Origin of the sequence: Lactobacillus melliventris, assembly GCF_042679465.1 — a bacterium.
GTDB classification, from domain to species: domain Bacteria; phylum Bacillota; class Bacilli; order Lactobacillales; family Lactobacillaceae; genus Lactobacillus; species Lactobacillus melliventris.
In genome coordinates this window covers 27,678-28,142 of sequence record NZ_JBHTMT010000003.1, presented here as the reverse complement: position 1 = coordinate 28,142, position 465 = coordinate 27,678, and the positions used below count along the sequence as shown (strand labels likewise).

Sequence of the window (465 nt, the reverse complement as noted above, 5' to 3'; positions counted from 1 at the left end):
CTGATACCAAAGTAGTAAAAGGGACCCAGGTGAAGTCAACTGATCAAGACATCACGATCACGGTTAAATATACCAAGATTCCAGATAATAATGGCTCCAACGGTAGCAGCAACGGCTCCAACGGTAGCAGCAACGGCTCTAATGGTAGTAGCAACGGCTCCAACGGTAGCAGCAACGGCTCTAATGGTAGTAGCAACGGCTCTAACGGTAGCAGCAACGGCTCTAATGGTAGCAGCAACGGCTCCAATAGCAGCAATAGCTCTAATGGCAGCAATAGCTCCAATAGCAGCAATAGCTCTAATGGTAGTAACGGCTCTAATGGCAGCAACAGCTCTAATGGTAGCAGCAACGGCTCCAATAGCAGCAATAGCTCTAATGGTAGCAACGGCTCTAATGGCAGCAATAGCTCCAATAGCAGCAATAGCTCTAATGGTAGTAACGGCTCTAATGGCAGCAACAGCTCTA

1 protein-coding gene is annotated in these 465 nt (G+C 48.0%); it reads right to left on the bottom strand.

What is annotated here, in order from left to right:
• Positions 1-35 precede the first annotated feature (35 nt).
• Positions 36-465, bottom strand: a 430-nt coding sequence (locus tag ACFQ32_RS04105; RefSeq protein ID WP_379907034.1) for a hypothetical protein, incomplete at its 5' end; no start/stop codon positions are given.